Origin of the sequence: Streptomyces sp. NPDC056144, from assembly GCF_042264145.1 — a bacterium.
In the GTDB taxonomy this organism is placed as follows: Bacteria; Actinomycetota; Actinomycetes; order Streptomycetales; family Streptomycetaceae; genus Streptomyces.
In genome coordinates this window covers 107,126-123,930 of record NZ_JBHJVF010000011.1, presented here as the reverse complement: position 1 = coordinate 123,930, position 16,805 = coordinate 107,126, and the positions used below count along the sequence as shown (strand labels likewise).

14 protein-coding genes are annotated in these 16,805 nt (G+C 73.7%); 8 read left to right on the top strand and 6 right to left on the bottom strand.

Going from position 1 to position 16,805, the window contains the following annotated elements:
• Window positions 1-100 precede the first annotated feature (100 nt).
• Together ACFC0Z_RS27880 and ACFC0Z_RS27875 are read left to right on the top strand one after the other, a co-directional pair.
• The gene (locus tag ACFC0Z_RS27880) at window positions 101-1,375 is read left to right on the top strand and encodes a serine-threonine protein kinase (RefSeq protein ID WP_376443420.1); all 1,275 of its coding nucleotides are present in this window, start codon (window positions 101-103) and stop codon (window positions 1,373-1,375) included.
• Between the two features lie 87 nt (window positions 1,376-1,462).
• On the top strand, window positions 1,463-2,080 hold the full coding sequence (locus ACFC0Z_RS27875; RefSeq protein WP_376443417.1) for a hypothetical protein: 618 nt from the start codon (window positions 1,463-1,465) through the stop codon (window positions 2,078-2,080).
• A gap of 322 nt (window positions 2,081-2,402) precedes the next feature.
• Here ACFC0Z_RS27875 and soxR read toward each other — a convergent pair whose 3' ends face one another.
• On the bottom strand, window positions 2,403-2,882 hold the full coding sequence (gene soxR, locus ACFC0Z_RS27870; RefSeq protein ID WP_376443414.1) for a redox-sensitive transcriptional activator SoxR: 480 nt from the start codon (window positions 2,880-2,882) through the stop codon (window positions 2,403-2,405).
• Between the two features lie 105 nt (window positions 2,883-2,987).
• On the opposite strand from soxR, the gene ACFC0Z_RS27865 reads away from it, so the two are divergent.
• Window positions 2,988-3,449, top strand: coding sequence for a MaoC family dehydratase (locus ACFC0Z_RS27865; protein WP_376443412.1), 462 nt, complete (start codon window positions 2,988-2,990; stop codon window positions 3,447-3,449).
• 36 nt (window positions 3,450-3,485) lie between these two features.
• On the opposite strand, the gene ACFC0Z_RS27860 is transcribed toward ACFC0Z_RS27865, so the two are convergent.
• From ACFC0Z_RS27860 to ACFC0Z_RS27850, 3 genes are all read right to left on the bottom strand, one after another.
• Window positions 3,486-4,115, bottom strand: coding sequence for a TetR/AcrR family transcriptional regulator (locus ACFC0Z_RS27860; protein ID WP_376443410.1), 630 nt, complete (start codon window positions 4,113-4,115; stop codon window positions 3,486-3,488).
• Between the two features lie 59 nt (window positions 4,116-4,174).
• Entirely contained in the window at window positions 4,175-4,462 is a 288-nt protein-coding gene (locus ACFC0Z_RS27855) for a YiaA/YiaB family inner membrane protein (RefSeq protein ID WP_376443408.1), read from the bottom strand.
• Window positions 4,463-4,547: 85 nt separating this feature from the next.
• Complete coding sequence (locus ACFC0Z_RS27850; RefSeq protein WP_376443405.1) at window positions 4,548-5,705, bottom strand: acyl-CoA dehydrogenase family protein; 1,158 nt, start codon at window positions 5,703-5,705, stop codon at window positions 4,548-4,550.
• 68 nt (window positions 5,706-5,773) lie between these two features.
• On the opposite strand from ACFC0Z_RS27850, the gene ACFC0Z_RS27845 reads away from it, so the two are divergent.
• The 3 genes from ACFC0Z_RS27845 (at window position 5,774) to ACFC0Z_RS27835 (ending at window position 8,169) form a co-directional block, all read left to right on the top strand.
• A complete protein-coding gene (locus tag ACFC0Z_RS27845) occupies window positions 5,774-6,490 on the top strand; it encodes a TetR/AcrR family transcriptional regulator (RefSeq protein ID WP_376443402.1) in 717 nt (238 codons plus the stop codon).
• 18 nt (window positions 6,491-6,508) lie between these two features.
• Entirely contained in the window at window positions 6,509-7,204 is a 696-nt protein-coding gene (locus ACFC0Z_RS27840; RefSeq protein ID WP_376443400.1) for an ArsR/SmtB family transcription factor, read from the top strand.
• A 68-nt stretch (window positions 7,205-7,272) separates the two neighbouring features.
• On the top strand, window positions 7,273-8,169 hold the full coding sequence (locus ACFC0Z_RS27835) for a DMT family transporter (RefSeq protein ID WP_376443398.1): 897 nt from the start codon (window positions 7,273-7,275) through the stop codon (window positions 8,167-8,169).
• Between the two features lie 120 nt (window positions 8,170-8,289).
• On the opposite strand, the gene ACFC0Z_RS27830 is transcribed toward ACFC0Z_RS27835, so the two are convergent.
• Both ACFC0Z_RS27830 and ACFC0Z_RS27825 read right to left on the bottom strand, forming a co-directional pair.
• Window positions 8,290-9,372, bottom strand: a complete 1,083-nt coding sequence (locus ACFC0Z_RS27830) for a Zn-dependent alcohol dehydrogenase (protein ID WP_376443620.1) — start codon at window positions 9,370-9,372, stop codon at window positions 8,290-8,292.
• 88 nt (window positions 9,373-9,460) lie between these two features.
• Entirely contained in the window at window positions 9,461-10,861 is a 1,401-nt protein-coding gene (locus tag ACFC0Z_RS27825) for an aldehyde dehydrogenase family protein (protein ID WP_376443396.1), read from the bottom strand.
• Between the two features lie 419 nt (window positions 10,862-11,280).
• Between ACFC0Z_RS27825 and ACFC0Z_RS27820 the strand changes: the two genes are divergently transcribed.
• Entirely contained in the window at window positions 11,281-13,857 is a 2,577-nt protein-coding gene (locus tag ACFC0Z_RS27820; protein WP_376443394.1) for a S8 family serine peptidase, read from the top strand.
• Window positions 13,857-16,739 carry a hypothetical protein gene (locus tag ACFC0Z_RS27815; protein ID WP_376443392.1) on the top strand — a complete coding sequence of 961 codons (2,883 nt, stop codon included), beginning with the start codon at window positions 13,857-13,859 and terminating at the stop codon, window positions 16,737-16,739. Before ACFC0Z_RS27820 ends, ACFC0Z_RS27815 begins: the two co-directional genes overlap by 1 nt.
• Window positions 16,740-16,805: the final 66 nt, after the last annotated feature.

The following is a 16,805-nucleotide window of genomic DNA, read 5'->3' as shown; positions in this document are numbered from 1 at the left end:
CCCGTCACAGGTCTGGGCGGGGCCCGGCGCGGGCATGCTGCCAGGGAGCCGCCGCGCGCGGCCACCTCGACGTGGAGGGGCGGGTCGTGCCGTGACCGGGATGAGTGTGGAGCCGCACCGGGAGCTCACCTTCGACAAGGACGGCGACGGGCCCGCGGGGCAGTCCGCGACCCTGGTCGCGCTGGCCCGGCAGGGGGTGACGGACCTCGTCCTGCTCGCGCACGGATGGAACAACTCCCCCTCCGGTGCCACCCGGCTCTGCTCGGACTTCTTCGCCCCCTTCCCCGGGCTCTTCGGGCCGGGCGTCGAGGCCGGGTACGCGGGGGTGATGTGGCCCTCGATGATCTTCGCGGACGAGCCGGTGCGCGACTACCGGGCGCTCGTGACGGCCCTCCCGGAGAAGGAGGCGGTCATCGGGCGGATCACGGAGCTGCTCTCGCTGGCGCCGCCGGAGGAGGCGGCGTTCGCGGAGTTCGGGGAGCTGCTGCGGGAGCTGACGGACGTGCCCGGGGACGGGGAGGGCCTGGTGGGGGGCGGGGCGTCCGTGCCGGAGTTCCTGGTCGCGGATCCGGTGGAGGTCTGCGCGGTGTTCACCGAGGCGCTGGAGGAGACCGGCGAGACCCCCCTCGGTCCCGGCTTCGGTCCGGGGCTCGACCCAGGCTTCGGGGGCGGGATCGGCCGGTACTGGAAGGGCGCCAAGGAGGTGCTGCGCCAGGCCACGTACTACGTGATGAAGCGGCGGGCCGGGCGGGTCGGCGAGGCGGGGCTCGGACCGCTGCTCGGCGAGGTGGCCCGCGCGGCTCCCGGTCTGCGGATCCACCTGGTGGGGCACAGCATGGGCGCCCGGCTCGTCGCGTACGCGCTGCGGGGGCTGCCGGCGGGGACCCGGCCCGTGGCCTCCGTGACCCTGCTTCAGGGTGCCTTCTCGCACTACGCCTTCGCTCCGCGCCTGCCGCACGACCCGGGCCGCCCCGGCGCGCTCCGCGGGACGCAGGACCGGGTGCGGGGGCCCGTGGTGGCCTGCTACTCGCGGCACGACACGGCGCTCGGGGTCATGTACCCGCTGGCGTCGCGGCTGGCGGGCGACGCGGAGTCGGTGGCGGGTCCGATGGCGGGCCCGGTGGCGGCTCCGGCCGCCCTCTCTCCGGCCGGGATACTCGGCGCGCGGGATCCGCGCTGGGGCGCGATCGGGTACGACGGCGTCCTCGCGGTGCCGGGGACGATGGCGCTGACCCTGGCGGAGGCGCTGCGCGACGGGGTGCCGGGCGCGGGGTGCGTGAGCGTCGACGCGGCCGAGGTGGTCCGCTCGCACGGCGAGATCCGCCGCCCGGAACTCGCCCGGATCGTCGTGGCGGCGGCCCGGGCGGGACTTTGACGCTTTCCCGCGTGTCGCCGGAACACGGCGGGCCGCTCGTTCGTCCACCTGATACCGCGGTAGGACCAGCGACGGAGGTGGCGAGAGATGGCCGGTTTCCGGAGTCTCGCGAGACAGGTGCGCGATCCCGGGTGCGACACGGCGCTGCGCAGGTACTCGCTGCGCAAGTGCCTGGAGCGGTTCGCACCCTACGGGCACCGGGCGACCTGGGACCATCTGTGCCGGAGGCACAGGTTCGGGCCCGAGGACCGGGAGCTCGACCCGGGGCGGCTGGTGGCCGCTCTGGACGAGCTGGAGGAGGCGCGGGCCGTGTGGCTCGCGTACGAGGAGCAGTTCGCCGCGCGGCGGCGGCGCGAGAAGCACGAGGGGCTGCGGCGGCTCGGCGCGGTCGACGACTGGCACCGGCGCGTCTGGGGCGGCAACGGGGTGGTGCGGTGCGGCGACCCGGAGGTGCACCCCTCGGACCCGCTGCCGGAGGTGATCCGTCGTCTGGTCACCGCCCTGGAGGACGGTCCGGGCGACCGGTGTCCGGTGTGCGAGGGACCCCGGATCGAGTGGCGGAGCGGGTCGGGGGACGCGTACGAGACACGGCTCGGCCCGGTGTGCGGGGACTGCGGTGTCGGCGTCCCGCGCGCGGCGCTGACCTCCGGGGCACTGGCCCGGGCACGGGCCGGACACCGCCCACTGGCCTCGGCGGCGGCCTGAGTCACGACCTGACGGCCTGAGCCACGGCTCGGAGACCCCGCCGTACGGACCGCGGTACGGCCGACGGTACGACCAGCGGCCTGAGGCGCGGCCCGGTGACGGTGGCCTCCTCCGGCCCTGCCGGCTCGGAAGCATCGCGCTCCCCCGAGGGGCGGCCCGGCATGGTCTCCGCCGGCATCGGGCGGTCCGACGAGGGGGGACGAGTAGGGCGGTACGGCTCCCCGGGCCCGGCGGGGTCGCGGGACCCAGCGCGCCGCCCCGAGGGACGTGGCCCCTCGGCGGGCGGCGCGGAGCGGAGCTCGTACCTCCGGATTCTTCCGTCCTAGGGCGAGCTGTCCTCGCCGGGGCGGCGGACCGGCATGAGGACCGAGCCGACGATCCGGTCGCCGATGACGTCGTCGGGGTTGGACAGGACGCAGTTGTCCAGGGAGAGACAGCCGCAGCCGATGCAGTCCGTCAGGTGGTCGCGGAGGCGGCCCAGTTGCCGGATGCGCTCGTCGAGTTCGGTGCGCCAGGCCGCCGAGAGCCGCGCCCAGTCCTCCTTCGTCGGGGTGCGTTCCTCCGGGAGCCGGGCCAGGGCCTCGCGGACCGTGGCGAGCGGGATGCCGACGCGCTGCGCGGCCCGGACGAAGGCGACCCGGCGGAGGGTGTCGCGGCTGTAGCGGCGCTGGTTGCCCGGGGTGCGGCGGCTGCGGATGAGCCCCTTGGCCTCGTAGAAGTGCAGGGCGGAGACGGCGGCCCCGCTGCGGGCCGAGAGCTGGCCGACGGTCAGTTCGTTGATCTTCTCTGGAAGCTGCGCCACTCCCCGAACCCTACCTACGTCCGTTGACAGGAGACCGCTCGCACCACAATGCTGAGCAAGCGCTTAGTCCGAGTAGTAGACGAGTCCATCTGAGGGAGCGGGAACATGGCCGAGCCGAGGATCTTCACCTCCGCCGACGAGCTGCGCGCGGGGGTCGGCGAGCAGCTGGGGTACAGCGAGTGGCTGGAGATCGACCAGAAGCGCATCGACCTCTTCGCCGACGCCACCGGCGACCACCAGTGGATCCACGTCGACCCGGAGCGCGCCGCCGAGGGCCCGTTCGGCGCGACGATCGCGCACGGCTACCTGACGCTCTCGCTGCTGCCGCTCTTCGTCCCGCAGATCCTGCGGGTCGAAGGCATGAAGATGGGTCTCAACTACGGCACCGAGAAGGTCCGCTTCCCCTCTCCCGTGCCGGTCGGCTCGCGGCTGCGCGCCACGGCCGTCCTGACGAAGGTCGAGGAGGCCGGCGGCGGCGTGCAGGTCACGGCGGCGGTGACCGTCGAGCGCGAGGGCTCCGAGAAGCCCGTCTGCTTCGCCGAGTCGGTCTCCCGCTACTACTTCTGAACCACTTCCGAGCCGGAACGACGGTCGGGGGTCCGGCTACTTCCGGGCCCCTCCGACCATGCGGAGGACGAGGTCGGCGTAGAGCGCGCCGACCTCGTCGGCCGTCCTGCGGCCCTGCGTGGTGAACCAGCGCGAGACGTCGATGCAGAGCGAGAGCACGGCGACGGTGGTGCCGGGGATGTCCGGCACGTCGAACTCGCCCGCCGCGACGCCCTCCTCGATGATCCGCCGCACGGCGGCGTCGGACTCCTTGCGGAGCTCGACGATCTCGGCCCGGTGCTCCGGGCTGAGGGCGTCCAGCTCGTACTGGACGATGCGCGCGGTGGCGTGGCCCTCGGCGTGCCAGCGGACGAAGGAGTGGACGGCGTCGGCCAGCCGCTCGGCGGCGGTGCCCTCGCCGTCGGCCCCGGCACTGAGGATCTCCAGGGCGCGACGGTGACCGATGCGGCTGATCCGGTGGAGCAGCTCTTCCTTGGTCTTGTAGTGGATGTAGAGCGCGGCCGGGCTCATGCCGGCGCGGCCGGCGATGTCCCGGGTAGTGGTCGCGTGGTAGCCGCGTTCGGCGAACGCGTCGACGGCGGCCACGAGCAGCCGTCTGGCCGCCTCGGGCGTGACCTCGGCCCAGGGCACGTCCTCGTGCCCGGGCGTCTCCTCCGCCACGCTCATCCCACACTCCTTCTCGACCCCGTCAGGACGAACACCATACAACGAGGGTGAGCAAGCGCTTAGAGCTTGTGGAAGGGGTCGTGCTCGGCGAGGAGCTTGTCCAGGCGGGCCTGGTCGACCCGGCTGACGATCTGGCCGGCCTCCTGGCGGTCGCGGATCACCTTGGCGAGCGTGAAGGCCGAGGTCGTGAGGTACAGGACCGCGATCGCGAGGAAGGCCCGCACCCAGCCGCTGGCCTCCAGCTGGTAGATGCCGACGGCCACGGCGGCGAGGGCGATGCCGAAGGAGATGACGGCCTGCGTGTAGTAGGCGGCGGTGTTCTGCTGCTTGACCGGTGTGTCGCTCATGCCGGACAGCATCGGGCGGATGTGGCCGGGGCCACATCCGCCCGGATACTCAGTCGCGTACTCAGACGACCGGGAGATCCAGCGCTCAGAAGGCGGAGACCCCCGTCAGCGCGCGGCCGATGATGAGCTTCTGGATCTGGCTGGTGCCTTCGTAGAGCGTCATGACGCGGGCGTCGCGGACCAGCTTGCCGACGGGGTACTCGTCGATGTAGCCGTACCCGCCGAAGACCTGGAGGGCGTTGTTCGCCGCGCGGACGGCGGCCTCGGAGGCGTACAGCTTCGCCTTGGAGGCGGCGGTGGCGAAGTCCTGCCCCCGGTCGATCAGGTCGGCGACCCGCCAGGTCAGCAGCCGGGCCGCGTCCACGTCGACGGCGATGTCGCTGATCAGCTCCTGCACGAGCTGGTACGAGGCGATGGACTTCCCGAACTGCTCGCGCTCCCCCGCGTACCGCAGGGCCGCGTCGAGGGCGGCCTGCGCGATGCCGACGCAGCCGGCGGCGACCGACATACGGCCCTTGGCGAGGGCGGACATGGCGACGGCGAAGCCCTTGCCCTCGGGGCCGAGCATCGCGGAGGCGGGGACCCGGACGTCCTCGAAGACCAGTTCCGCGGTGGCCTGGCCGCGCAGGCCGAGCTTGCCGTGGATGGTGCGACGGGTGAGGCCGGGGGTGTCGGTGGGGACGAGGAAGGCGGAGACGCCCTTGTGGCCCGGGGTGTCGTTGGTCCGGGCGAAGAGCAGGACCAGGTCGGCCCAGGTGCCGTTGGTGATGAACATCTTGGTGCCGTTGACGACGTAGTCCCCGGTGTCGCCGTCGCGGACCGCGCGGGTGGTCAGGTTGCCCGCGTCGGAGCCCGTGCCGGGCTCGGTGAGGCCGAAGCAGCCGAGCGCGTCGCCGGAGGCGAGGCGGGGCAGCCACGCCTGCTTCTGCTCCTCGGTGCCCCAGCTCGCGAGGGTCTTGGCGACCAGGCCGAGGGAGACGGAGACGATGCCGCGCACGGAGGAGTCGCCGCGTCCGAGCTCCTCGGTGACGAGGCAGTACGCGAGGTGGTCGCCGCCCGAACCGCCGTACTCCTCCGGGATGGTGAGCCCGAGGAAGCCGACGGCGCCGAGCTTCTTCACGATCGACCGGTCGACCTCCTCGGCTCGGTCCCAGGCGGTGGAGTACGGGGTGACCTCGCGGGCCACGAACTCCTCGGCGAGCCGCCGTACGGCCTCCTGCTCCTCGCTCAGCTCCAGATTCATGCCCGTGCCACCCCACTCGCAATTAATTACCACTGCTAGTTTTTTGTGCCACGCCTACTATGTGCGCCATGGCCCGACCGCGCAAGCCCCTGCTCAGCCGTGACCGCATCGTCGGAACGGCGGGTGCCCTCGTCGACGCGGAGGGGCTCGCCGCGCTCTCCACCCGACGGCTCGCGGCCGAACTCGGGGTCAGCGGCCCGTCCCTCTACAACCACTTCCGCACGAAGGACGAGATCCTCGACGCGGTGGCGGACGCGGTCAGCGCGAAGATCGACCTGACGATGTTCGACGAGGCCGACGGGCGCGACTGGCGCACGGCGCTGCGCGACTGGGCGGTCTCCTACCGCGCGGCCCTCGCCGACCACCCGCACATCGTCCCGGTGCTCGCCCAGGGCCCCGGCCGCCGCCCGGCGGGCCTCAAGGTCGCCGACGCGGTCTTCGGCGCGATGGTCCGCGCGGGCTGGCCCCCCGCCCAGGCCACCTCGATCGGCGCGCTCATGCGGTACTTCATCACCGGCTCCGCCCTCGGTTCCTTCGCGCGCGGATTCGTCGACGACGAGGCGGCGTACGACCCCGCCGACTACCCCCACCTCGGTCAGGCCCACCTCCTCTCGGAGCACCGGCAGAAGGTCGACGACCGCGCCTTCGAGACGGGGCTGCGGGCGCTGCTCGACGGGCTTGCGGCGCAGTTCCCGCGCCCGGAGGGTCCGGGGGCGGAGGGTTCGGCGGGCGGTTCGGCCACGGAGGGTTCGACCACGGAGAGTTCGGCCGCCGCCGAAGGGTGAGTGCGGCAGGCTGGACGCATGGCTGCCAGTGACCTCGCCGCTCTCGCGGCGCTCTTCGCGGACGAGACCCGTGCCGCGTTCGTCCTCGCCCTGCTCGACGGGCGCGCCTGGACCGCCGGGGAACTCGCCCGCCACGCGCGCGTGGCGCCGTCCACCGCGAGCGAGCACCTCGGGAAGCTCGTCGCGGGAGGGGTGCTGACCGAGGAGCGGCAGGGCAGGCACCGGTACGTGCGCCTCGCCGACCCGGGGGTCGCCCACCTCGTCGAGGACCTCGCCGCGCGCTCCGAGCCTGCGACGCCCGCGCCGCCCCGCTCGCTGCGGGCCGCGAACGCGGGGGCGGCGATGGCCCGGGGCCGTACCTGCTACGACCACCTCGCCGGGCGGCTCGGCATCGCCGTCACCGAGGCCATGACCGCGCGTGGGCTCCTGCGCCAGGACACCGGCTTCGCGCTCACGGACCGGGGGCTCGGCTGGTTCGAGGACCTCGGCATCGCCGTCGTGCCGAAGGGCCGCCGGCCCCTGGCCCGCGCCTGCCTCGACTGGACCGAGCGCAGGCCGCATCTGGCGGGGGTCGCGGGCGCGGCGCTGTGCGCGCACGTGCTGGAGGCCGGCTGGTGCGTACGGATCGGGTCGGAACGGGCGGTGAAGGTGACGGCGGAGGGCGAGAGGGCGCTGCGGGAGACGCTGGGGATCGAGGCGGGGGCGCTGGCATAGGAACCCGTGGGCAGCGGCCCGCGGATATTGCGGTGAGCGCCGAAGGGTTCTCGGCCTACCGTCGGGGCATGCAGAACCGATCCGCTCGTCTCGCCCTCGCCGCCGCCGGTGTCACCGTCGTCCTGTGGGCGTCCGCCTTCGTCTCCATCCGCAGCGCCGGGGCCGCCTACTCCCCCGGCGCGCTCGCCCTCGGGCGGCTGCTCGCCGGGGCCCTGGTCCTCGTCGCCGTCCTGGTCGTCCGGCGCGAGGGCCTGCCTCCCCGGGCCGCCTGGCCCGGGATCCTGACCTCGGGGCTGCTCTGGTTCGGGGTCTACATGGTGGTCCTCAACTGGGGCGAGCAGGAGGTCGACGCGGGCACGGCGGCGATGATCGTGAACATCGGCCCGATCCTCATCGCCCTGCTCGGTGCCCGTTTCCTGAAGGAGTCGCTGCCTCCCCGGCTGCTCGCGGGCATGGCCGTCTCCTTCGCGGGCGCGGTGACGGTCGGCCTGTCGATGTCCGGCGAGGGGCACGCCTCGGTGCTCGGCGTCCTGCTCTGCCTGGTCGCGGCGGTGGCGTACGCGGGCGGGGTCGTCGCCCAGAAGCCGGCGCTGGCCCACGGCAGCGCGCTCCAGGTGACGACCTTCGGGTGCCTGGTGGGCGCGGCGGCCTGCCTGCCGTTCGCGGGACAGCTGGTCGAGGAGGCGGGGCGGGCGCCGCTGAGCGCGACCCTGAACATGATCTACCTGGGCGTGTTCCCGACCGCGCTCGCGTTCACGACCTGGGCCTACGCCCTGGCCCGTACGACGGCGGGGCGGATGGGCGCGACGACCTACGCCGTACCGGCGCTGGTCGTGCTGCTGGCCTGGGTGTTCCTGGGCGAGCTGCCGGGCGCGCTGACCCTCGCCGGGGGCGCGCTGTGCCTGGCGGGTGTGGCGGTGTCTCGGTCGCGCCCGCGGGCGGTGGCGGCCGAGACGGCCCGCTGACGCGTACGAGGAAGGCCGCGCCCTCCCCCCGGGTGGCGCGGCCTTCTCGTTCCCGTTCTCGTTCCCGTTCTCGTTCCCGTTCTCGTTCCCGTTCTCGCGGAAACCGGCCTACCGGACGCCCTACGGGAAGACGACCAGGGCCCGGCCGCCCTTGCCCGCGAGCATGTTGTCGAAGGCCCCGGGGATGCCGTCGAGGGTGATCCGCTCGGTGACGAGCGCGCCGAGGTCGAAGCGTCCGGCCCTGATGTGCTCGGCGAGGACCGGGAGGTCGACGGCCGGGTTCGAGTTGCCGTAGACGCAGCCGGAGAGCGTACGGCCCCAGTGGAAGAGCTCCAGGGCGTGGAAGCTCACCTGCTGGTCCTTGCCGCCGATGCCGACGACCGTGGTGCGGCCGCCGCGCCGGGTGGACTCCCAGGCCGTACGGATGGTCACGGCGCGGCCGACGCACTCCACGGCCACGTCGGCCCCGTGTCCGCCCGTCAGCTTCCGGATCTCCTTGGCCGTCGTGTCGGAGGCGACGACGTACTCGGTGGCTCCCGCCGCCCTCGCCAGCGCCTCCTTCTCCGGGGAGACGTCGACGGCGACGATCGTCGACGCGCCCGCGATCCTGGCCGCCTGGAGCGTGGCGAGGCCGACGCCGCCGACACCGAAGACGGCGACCGTCTCGCCCTCGCGGACGCGGGCGGAGTGGTGGACCGCGCCCCAGCCGGTGAGGACGGCGCAGCCGAGGAGGGCCGCGTCGGTCAGCGGGACGCCGTCGGGGGCGGGCAGGACGCAGTTCGCGGCGACGACCGTCTCCTCGGCGAAGGCGGCGACGTTGAGGCCCGGGTGGAGCTCGGTGCCGTCCTCGGTGCGGGCGTGGACGTTCGCCGACCCGGCGAGGGCGTTGGCGCAGAGCCAGACCTCGCCGAGCGAGCAGGGGTGGCAGTCGCCGCAGGACGGCGCCCAGTTGAGGACGACGCCGTCGCCGGGGGCGACGTGCGTGACGCCCTCGCCGACGGAGACCACCGTCCCGGCGCCCTCGTGACCGAGGACGGCCGGGACCGGCACGCGCATGGTGCCGTTGGAGAGCGACAGGTCGGAGTGGCAGACCCCGGCGGCGGCGAGCCGGACCCGGACCTGGCCGGGGCCGGGCTCGGGGAGTTCGATGCCGGTGATCTCCAGGGGGGAGCCGACGGCGGGCAGGACGGCGGCGCGGATCAGGCTCACGTGCTGTGCTCCTCGTGACTGGGAACTGTCAGAGCGGTCTGAACTGGCTGAACTGGCTGAACTGGCTGAACTGCCAGAGCTGTCAGAACTGGAGGGACTTCGTCTGGAGGTACTCGGCCAGGCCGTGCGCGCCGAGCTCGCGGCCCACGCCGGACTGCTTCCAGCCGCCGAAGGGGGCCAGCGGGTTGAAGCGGCCGCCGTTGATGTCGACCTGGCCGGTCTCCATGCGGCGGGCGAAGGCGACGGCCGCCTCGGGCTCGCCCCAGACGGCTCCGGCGAGGCCGTACTCGGTGCCGTTGGCGATGGCCAGGGCGTCGGCCTCGTCCTCGTACCGGATGATCGAGACGACCGGGCCGAAGATCTCCTCGCGGGCGACGGTCATCTCGGGGGTGACGTCGGCGAAGACGGTCGGGGAGACGAAGTAGCCGGTCTCGCGGGGGGCCTCGGGGCCGCCGGCGACGAGGCGGGCGCCCTCCTCGATGCCCTTCTCGATGTAGCCGCGGACGCGCTGCTGCTGCTTGGCGTTGACGAGGGGGCCCACGCGCTCGCCGGGGACGTACTTGGCGACGGCCTCGGCGGCGAGCGCCACGGCCTCCTCGTACCGCTCGGCGGGGACGAGCATCCGGGTCCAGGCGCTGCACGTCTGGCCGGAGTTGGACATGACGTTGGCGATGCCGACGGCGACGGCCTTGGGAAGGTCGGCGCTCGGCAGGATGACGTTGGCGGACTTGCCGCCGAGTTCGAGGGCGACCCGCTTGACGGCGCCGCCCGCGAGGGCGCCTATGCGGCGGCCGACGGCGGTGGAGCCGGTGAAGGAGACGAGGTCGACGTCCGGGTGCTCGGCGAGCGCCTGTCCGGCGACCGGGCCGAGGCCGGTGACGAGGTTGAAGACGCCGGCGGGCAGGCCGGCCTCGTGGGCGGCCTCGGCGAAGAGCTGGGCGGTGAGCGGGGTGTCCTCGGCGGGCTTGAGGACGGTGGTGCAGCCGGCGGCGAGCGCCGGGGCGACCTTGGCGACGATCTGGTGGAGCGGGTAGTTCCAGGGGGTGATCGCGGCGACGACGCCGACCGGCTCGGCGTAGACCGTGGAGTTGCCGACCTTCTCCTCGAAGGGGTGGGTGGCGGCGAGTTCGGCGTACGTCCCGGCGACGGCGATCGGCAGTCCGGCGTGGACGGCGGCGGCGAGCTGCGGCGGGGCGCCGAGCTCGGCGGTGACGGTGGCGGCGATCTCGTCGGCGCGGGCGGCGAGCGCGTCGCGGAGGGCGGCGATGCGGGCGGCCCGCTCGGCGGGCGGGGTGGTGGCCCAGCCGGGGAGGGCGGCGCGGGCGGCGCGGGCGGCGCGTACGGCGGCGTCGACGTCCTCGGCCGTACCGGCCGGGACATGGCCGATGACCTGCTCGTCGGTGGGGTTGATCACGGGGATGGTCTCCGTCGAGGAGGCGGGACGCCACTCCCCGCCGATGTACATCGCGTCGTGGGCCTTCATCCGCTGTCTCCTCACGTTACCGACGGGTTCGTCGTCCGCACCCAAACTAGCGCCGTTAGTTTTCTGGCGCCAGGGTCGGCGGGAGTGCCCTGGGTCTCGTACGGGCTCCGCCGCGCCGGGTGCGGGCGGGCCGGACCGGTCACGCCGATCGTGCCGTTCCGGAAGCGAAGTGTCCACGGATGTCCCGTACAGGCGTACGGCTCCGGATCTGGCGGAAGTCACCTTGCCCCCGCCCCGCCCGGCGTACCCGGGGCCGCGCCCCGGCTCCCCCGCCCTTCGGTAATTCCTCAGTAACGCCCTGGTCCTAGCGTCGCCGACCGAGCCCGCCCCGCCCCTCCAGGCCCTTCCCCCGGGCCACCCGCATGGGGGTGGCGGGGCGTCGGCTTCCCCCCAGAACCAGCGTTGGAGGAGCCACTCACATGCACCTGCCCCGCTCACCGATCCGGCGCGGAACCACCGCCTGGGCCACCGCCGCCGCCACGCTCACGGCGCTGCTCGTCGCCCCCGCCGTGGCCGCCGCGCCGTCCGCGGCACCCTCTGCCAAGGCGCCCGGCGCGACCGTCGACCCCGCCGTCACCGCGACCGTCGAGGCCGGCGGCGAGGCGACCTTCTTCGTCGTCCTCGCCGACCGCGCCGACCTCGCGAAGGCCCGCACCGAGCGCGGCCACGAGCGGAAGGCCCGCGCCGCCTTCGACGCGCTGCGCACCGAGGCCACCCGAAGCCAGAGCTCCCTGACCCGCTTCCTCGACCGGGCCAAGGTCGGCTACGAGTCGTACTGGATCGCCAACGCCGTCAAGGTCACCGGCGGCAAGGAACTCGTCGAGCGGCTCGCCGCCCGCCCGGACGTGGCCTCCCTCCGCCAGGAGCGCCACTACGCCCTCGACACGGTCGAGGCGAGCGCGACGGCGGCCGCCGAGGACCCCACCACTGCCGAGGACTCCACCACCGCCGAGTGGGGCGTCAAGGACATCAAGGCCGACCAGGTCTGGTCCCAGTACGACAACCGCGGCGAGGGCATCGTCGTCGCGAACATCGACTCCGGCGTGCAGTTCGACCACCCGGCCCTGAAGGGCAACTACCGGGGCAACCTCGGCGACGGCACCTTCAGCCACGACTACAACTGGTACGACCCGACCGGGCAGTGCACCGGCGGCGTGCCCTGCGACAACAACGGCCACGGCACCCACACCATGGGCACGATCGCGGGCGCGGGCGGCATCGGCGTCGCCCCCGGCGCCACCTGGATCGCCGCCAAGGGCTGCGAGGCCCGCAGCTGCTCGGACTCCTCGCTGCTCAAGTCGGGCCAGTGGATCCTGGCGCCGACCGACCGCACCGGGCAGAACCCGCGGCCGGACCTCGCCCCCGACATCGTCAACAACTCCTGGGGCGGCGGGAACACGACCTTCTACCAGGACATCATCACCTCCTGGAACGCCGCCGGGATCTTCGAGGCCTTCGCCGCCGGCAACGCGGGCAACGGCACCTCCTGCTCCACCACCGAGGCCCCCGGCGCCCAGGCCCCGGCCTACGGCGTCGGCGCCTACGACGTGAACGGCAAGATCGCCTCGTTCTCCGGCTTCGGCCCGTCCCTCGTCGACGGCTCGATGAAGCCGAACATCTCGGCCCCGGGCGTCGACGTCCGCTCCTCCTGGCCGGGCGGCACCTACAGCGCCATCTCCGGTACGTCCATGGCGACCCCGCACGTCGCCGGAGCCGTCGCCCTGCTCTGGTCCTCGGCCCCCTCGCTCATCGGCGACATCGAGGGCACCCGCGCCGCACTCAACGGCTCGGCCCGTGACGTCGACGACACCCACTGCGGCGGCACCGCCGCCGCCAACAACGTCTGGGGCGAGGGCAAGCTCGACATCCTCACCGCCGTCGACCGCGCCCCGCACACCGCGGCCACCCTCTCCGGCACGGTCACCGACCGCGCGACCGGCGCCCCGCTCGCCGGGATCTCCGTCTCCGCCACCGCCGGCGAGTCCCGCCGCTCGGTGACCACCGATGCCTCCGGCGCGTACCGCCTCACGCTCCCCGCCGGCACGTACACCCTCCGGGGCAGCGGCTACGGCTACCGCGACGTCGTCGCGGACGGGCTCGCGCTCACCACCGGCCAGACCCTCTCCCACGACCTCGGTCTGGACGCCGTCCCCACGCACGCCGTCGGCGGCACCGTCCTCGACGTCACGGGCAAGCCGCTCAAGGGCGCCACCGTCCGCCTCACGGACGCCCCGCTCGGCACGGTCGTCACCGACGCCGCCGGAGCCTTCCGCTTCCCGGCCGTCGCCGAGGGTTCGTTCACCCTCACCGCCACCCCGGCGGCCCCCGTCCTCTGCAACGGCGTCTACAGCGCCGTCCTCGCCGTGGACGCCGCCGAGACCGTGACGGCCGCGCTGCCCGCCCGTACCGACGCCGCCGGGAACTCCTGCCGGCCGGCCACCTACGCCTGGACCTCCGCGTCGACGAAGCTGGCCCTGTCCGGCGACGAGAACGCGAAGACGATCGCCCTGCCGTTCCCCGTCTCCTTCTACGGCGTGAACTACAGCCAGGCGAGCGTCACCACCAACGGCCTGGTCAACTTCCTGTCCCCGCGCCTCGGCGACTACGCCAACACCGCGCTGCCCTCGCCGGGCCAGCCCAACGGCATCCTCGCCGCGTACTGGGACGACCTGACCCTCGACTCCAAGGCCTCGGTCAAGACCGCCGTCAGCGGCACGGCCGGCCAGCGGCGGTTCGCGATCGTCTGGGAGAACGCGGCCCTCGTCGCCGACACCTCCAAGCGCGTCACCTTCGAGGCGGTCTTCGAGGAGGCGACCGGCGCGATCGTCCTCCAGTACCAGTCGATCGGAGCGAACGCCCTCGAAGCGGGCGGCAGCGCGACCGTCGGCATCGAGAACCAGGCGGGCACGGACGCCCTCCCGTACTCCTTCAACCAGTCGGTCCTCACGGACCGTTCGGCCATCCGGATCCTCCCGAGCTCCCCGAAGGCGGCGTGATGACCCACCGTTCCCAGCGCGGCCTGCGCCTCGCCTCCGCCCTCGTCGCGGCCGGCCTCGCGCTCACCGCGCTGCCCGCCACCACGGCGTACGCCGACGACGAACCCCTCGGACGGGTCCTCACGGACGCCCAGGCCGACGCCCTGGAGCAGCGCGCCGAACCGGCCGCGCCGCTCGACGTCACCCCGCAGGGGCCGGGCGCCTCGCAGGAGTCGGGGGCCTCGCTCCAGAGCGCCGAGGGCGCTTCCGACACCGCCGGGACCACCGCCGCCGGCCTGACCGTCACCCAGACCTCCGCCCTGGAGACCTACCGAGGCCTGGCCGACACCGCCCAGCTCGGCGGCGGGCGGGGCGACTTCCTCGCCGTGCACAGCCTCGGCACCGTCACCCGTCTCACGGAGGACGGCCGCACGGTCTGGAAGCGGGACAACGCCTCCCTGTACGCGGACTGGCAGGTCAAGAACATCCGGCCGTGGCAGACCGAGGCGTACCCGGCGCGGATCACCACCGGCTTCCACGCCAACAGCCCGTACGCGGACAGCTCCGACCGGGGCTGGACGCAGGGCGACCTGACGGGGGACGGGGTCGCGGACGTCGTCTTCACCGCCGAGGTCGGCACCAGCCCGTACCGCCCGTTCACCTCGCCGGGCTCGACCCTCACCACCGGCACCTTCGTCACCGTCCTCGACGGCGCGACGGGCCGGACCCTGTGGTCCAGGATCTTCGCCGACGCCCAGCAGGTCACGCTGGTCGGCGACACCCTCCTCGTCGGCGACCAGCCGTCCACCAACGTCAACGCCCCGAAGACCGCGACCGCCTCCCTCCAGGCGTTCCGCTTCTCGTACGCCGAGGGGAAGCTCGCGGCGACCACCGTCTGGTCGTACGAGACGGGGCAGCGCGACGGGCGGTGGGGCTCCACCCTGCCGCTCGGGGACGGGCGGGTCGCCGTCTCCTGGTACGTGCGGAAGACCGCGACCGCCCCGGCCGCCGGCCACACGCTCGTCCTCGACACCGCCGACGGTTCGGTGGCGTGGACGACGGACGCCGGCCTCTACTCCCGCCAGCTGGCCCAGGACGCGGCACGCGGACGCCTGGTCGCCCTGGAGCAGGCGGACTCCCGGGACGGCGTACGGTACGAGCTCGTCGCCTACGACCCGGCCGACGGCACCCGCGCGGTCCTGGACACCCGGGTCAACGCGCTCGGCATCGGGCTGCGGATCGGGCAGGTGAGCGGGGACGCGGCACCGGAGTACGTGCTCAGCGAGTCCACGCTCGACGAGAACCTGTGGATCAACGCCTCCATGGTTCGGGCGGTGAACGGCGACGACGCGTCCGAACTGTGGGCGCACACCGTCAAGCGGGCCGCCGACAACTTCAAGGACGGCGACTCGGCGCTCGGCCTGAGGGTCGTGGACGGCAAGGTCCTGGCCTCGTACGTCACCACCGAGGGCGTCGAGACCGCCGCCAACCCGGGCGCCGGGCGCTACGGCACCCTGACCGCGCTGAACGGCCGGAGCGGCGAGGTGCGCTGGCAGCAGAAGGGCGCGGTCGCCTCCCCGGTCTACGCGGAGCCGTACCGGGCGGGCGACGAGTGGCGGGTGCGGACCGTCGACAGCGACCAGAACATCCGCTCCTACCGGCTCGGCAACGGCAAGCAGGCCTCCGTCGACCCCCTCCAGGGCGACCTGAGCACCGGGCTCGCGGCGGACGTGAACGGCGACGGCTTCAAGGACGTGGTCGTCGGCGGCCAGTCCCAGGGCCTGTGGGCCTACGACGGCCCGTCGCTGGCGTCGGGGAAGCCCCGCGTGCTGTGGCAGACGACCCTCCCCGGCTCCGTGCAGGGGGACATCCGGATCGCCGACACCGACGGCGACGGTCGTCGTGACGACCTCGTCGTGGCGGCCGACACGGCGACGGCGGTCGTCGACGCCCGCACCGGCCGGGTCCGTCAGACCATCGACGGCGGCGGCGCGTTCGTCCGCTCCGTGACGGTCGGTGACCTGGACCGGGACGGCGACGACGAGATCCTCGTCCCGACCGACGCGGTACGCGCCTACGGCGGCAACGGCCGGCTCCTGTGGAAGTACTCCCCCGCCCCCGGCCTCGCCTTCTCCGACCTGGCCGTCACGGAGGGCAAGGTCCTGGGTTCGTACCAGACGCCCGACGTGCTCGACGGCACGGGCACGGTCGGCGGCACCGCCCTCGACGGCCGCACCGGCAAGGCCCTCTGGTCGGCGGACCCGACCTGGACCGGAGACGCGGACACCACGATCTACGGCGCCCAGCTCTACCACGGTGTGTACGCTTCGCCCGAGATCCCGTACGCGGACGGGCACGCGGCCGTCTACTCCTGGATCGTGCGACAGGGCGCCAACCTCGTGACGTACTTCGAGTTCCGTGACGTCCGCACCGGCGAGGTCGTGCGCACCTCGGTCGGCGGCGGCGTCTGGACGGTCGGCAACTGGTTCACCGGCGCCGACGAGGGCCTCGTCCTCGCCGGAACGGCCTCGCTGCGCCAGTACGCCAAGGACGGCTCCCAGTACAGCGTCTTCACCCTGCCGACCCTGCACCGGGCGGAGTTCGCGAACGGCCCCGGCGGCCGACGCCTGATCGTCGGCGGCACCGAGGGCGCCACGTACCTCTGGGACCCGGCCGTGCTCTCCGCCGGCCGCAACTACCCGGACCACCTCGCCAAGCTGACCGGCTACGCCAGCCAGAACCTGGTCGTCGCCGACCTCGACGGCGACGGGGTGGACGAGTTCGTCGGCCTGGGCAAGGACGACACCGGTTTCGACCGGACGATCGAGCTGAACGGCGGACGCTACCTCGTCCAGGACAACCAGCTGCACGGCATGGTGACGGGCCGGCTGACCGCCTCCTGATCCCCGGGGCCGCTGCCCCCCTCATGACGGCCCCCGTCCGGTCCCGACCGGGCGGGGGCCGTCGCG

Coding starts and splice junctions, on each gene's coding strand:
- ACFC0Z_RS27880 (WP_376443420.1), top strand. CDS start 101: ATGAGTGTGGAGCCGCACCGGGAGCTCACCTTCGACAAGGACGGCGAC.
- ACFC0Z_RS27875 (WP_376443417.1), top strand. CDS start 1,463: ATGGCCGGTTTCCGGAGTCTCGCGAGACAGGTGCGCGATCCCGGGTGC.
- ACFC0Z_RS27865 (WP_376443412.1), top strand. CDS start 2,988: ATGGCCGAGCCGAGGATCTTCACCTCCGCCGACGAGCTGCGCGCGGGG.
- ACFC0Z_RS27860 (WP_376443410.1), bottom strand. CDS start 4,115: ATGAGCGTGGCGGAGGAGACGCCCGGGCACGAGGACGTGCCCTGGGCC.
- ACFC0Z_RS27855 (WP_376443408.1), bottom strand. CDS start 4,462: ATGAGCGACACACCGGTCAAGCAGCAGAACACCGCCGCCTACTACACG.
- ACFC0Z_RS27850 (WP_376443405.1), bottom strand. CDS start 5,705: ATGAATCTGGAGCTGAGCGAGGAGCAGGAGGCCGTACGGCGGCTCGCC.
- ACFC0Z_RS27845 (WP_376443402.1), top strand. CDS start 5,774: ATGGCCCGACCGCGCAAGCCCCTGCTCAGCCGTGACCGCATCGTCGGA.
- ACFC0Z_RS27840 (WP_376443400.1), top strand. CDS start 6,509: ATGGCTGCCAGTGACCTCGCCGCTCTCGCGGCGCTCTTCGCGGACGAG.
- ACFC0Z_RS27835 (WP_376443398.1), top strand. CDS start 7,273: ATGCAGAACCGATCCGCTCGTCTCGCCCTCGCCGCCGCCGGTGTCACC.
- ACFC0Z_RS27825 (WP_376443396.1), bottom strand. CDS start 10,861: ATGAAGGCCCACGACGCGATGTACATCGGCGGGGAGTGGCGTCCCGCC.
- ACFC0Z_RS27820 (WP_376443394.1), top strand. CDS start 11,281: ATGCACCTGCCCCGCTCACCGATCCGGCGCGGAACCACCGCCTGGGCC.
- ACFC0Z_RS27815 (WP_376443392.1), top strand. CDS start 13,857: ATGACCCACCGTTCCCAGCGCGGCCTGCGCCTCGCCTCCGCCCTCGTC.